The sequence below is a fragment of the Candidatus Symbiopectobacterium sp. genome, assembly GCF_020054415.1.
GTDB lineage: Bacteria > Pseudomonadota > Gammaproteobacteria > Enterobacterales > Enterobacteriaceae > Symbiopectobacterium.
This window is the reverse complement of record NZ_JAHWCO010000433.1, coordinates 1-1,282: the sequence shown is the minus strand read 5'-3', so window position 1 is coordinate 1,282 and position 1,282 is coordinate 1. Positions and strand designations below refer to the sequence as shown.

Here is a 1,282-nt window from a genome sequence, read left to right as displayed (position 1 = left end):
GCGCTGCTTGAGGGCCTTGTTATAAGAGGGCCAGTTGGTGATTTTAAAATTTTGTTTTGCCATGGAGACCTGATTTTGAAACAACTGTGGTGATCTGCTCCGATGATTACCCAAAAGTTCTATTTATTCAACAAAGCCGGTTGGCTGGTCTTCGTTGCTCGATTATCTGTTTATGCCGATGATCAACATTTTGCTGGCGATAACCTATCTGGAAGCGATTTTCCCCGGAGTACCGGCCTGGATTTTCGTGGCAGGGTTGGTCGCGCTGATGACGATGTTCAACCTGCGCGGTATCAACATCGTTGCCAACCTGAACTCGATTATCGTAGTGGTGCAGGTGGCGATCATGGCGGTGTTCCTAGGTCTGTTGATTCACGGTGTCTCGCAAGGTGAAGGCGCAGGTACGATGGTGAGCACGCGACCATTCTGGCCCGAGAATGCGCACGTTGTGCCGATGATTACCGGCGCGACCATTCTGTGCTTCTCTTTCCTGGGCGTTGATGGCATTAGTTCGTTGTCAGAAGAGACTCCGGATGCTGGGCGCGTGATCCCGAAAGCGATATTCCTGACCGCACTGATTGGCGGTGTGATCTTTATCGTGGTGTCTTATTTCCTGCAACTATATTTCCCAGACGTTGCCCGATTCGATTCGCCAGAATCTTCCCAGCAAGAAATCATGCTGTATGTGGCAGGGAAATTCTTCCAATCAATTATCTTGGTGTTCTCCTGTGTTACCGTACTGGCTTCCGGTATGGCCGCGCATTCGGGGGGTCTCGCCTGATGTATGTTATGGGAAGTGATGGCGTGTTCCCAGAACGTTTCTTCGGCTATATCCACCCGCAATGGCGTACGCCGTCGCTGAACGTACTGCTGGTCGGTGTGGTGGCGCTCTCTGCGGTCTCATTCGATCTTGAAGTGGCAACGGCGTTGACTAACTTTGGTGCGCTGGTGGCATTTACCTTTGTTAACCTGTCGGTGATTTCGCAGTTATATCTGCGTGAAGGCCGTAACCGCACGCTGAAAGACACCTTCCACTATCTGGTGCTGCCTGCTGTTAGGCGCATTGGCTGTGGGGGCGCTGTGGCTCAATCTGGAGAAGAGCTCCATGACGTTGGGGCTGATCTTGGCGTCTATTGGCCTGATCTACGGCTTTGTTGAATAAATAGAACTTTTGGGTAATCATCGGAGCAGATCACCACAGTTGTTTCAAAATCAGGTCTCCATGGCAAAACAAAATTTTAAAATCACCAACTGGCCCTCTTATAACAAGGCCCTCAAGCAG

The 1,282-nt window shown here is 50.6% G+C and carries 1 pseudogene; it reads left to right on the top strand.

Going from position 1 to position 1,282, the window contains the following annotated elements:
• Positions 1-139: 139 nt before the first annotated feature.
• Positions 140-1,147, top strand: a pseudogene (locus tag QZ506_RS12595) (APC family permease); the annotation flags it as partial.
• Between the last annotated feature and the right edge of the window lie 135 nt (positions 1,148-1,282).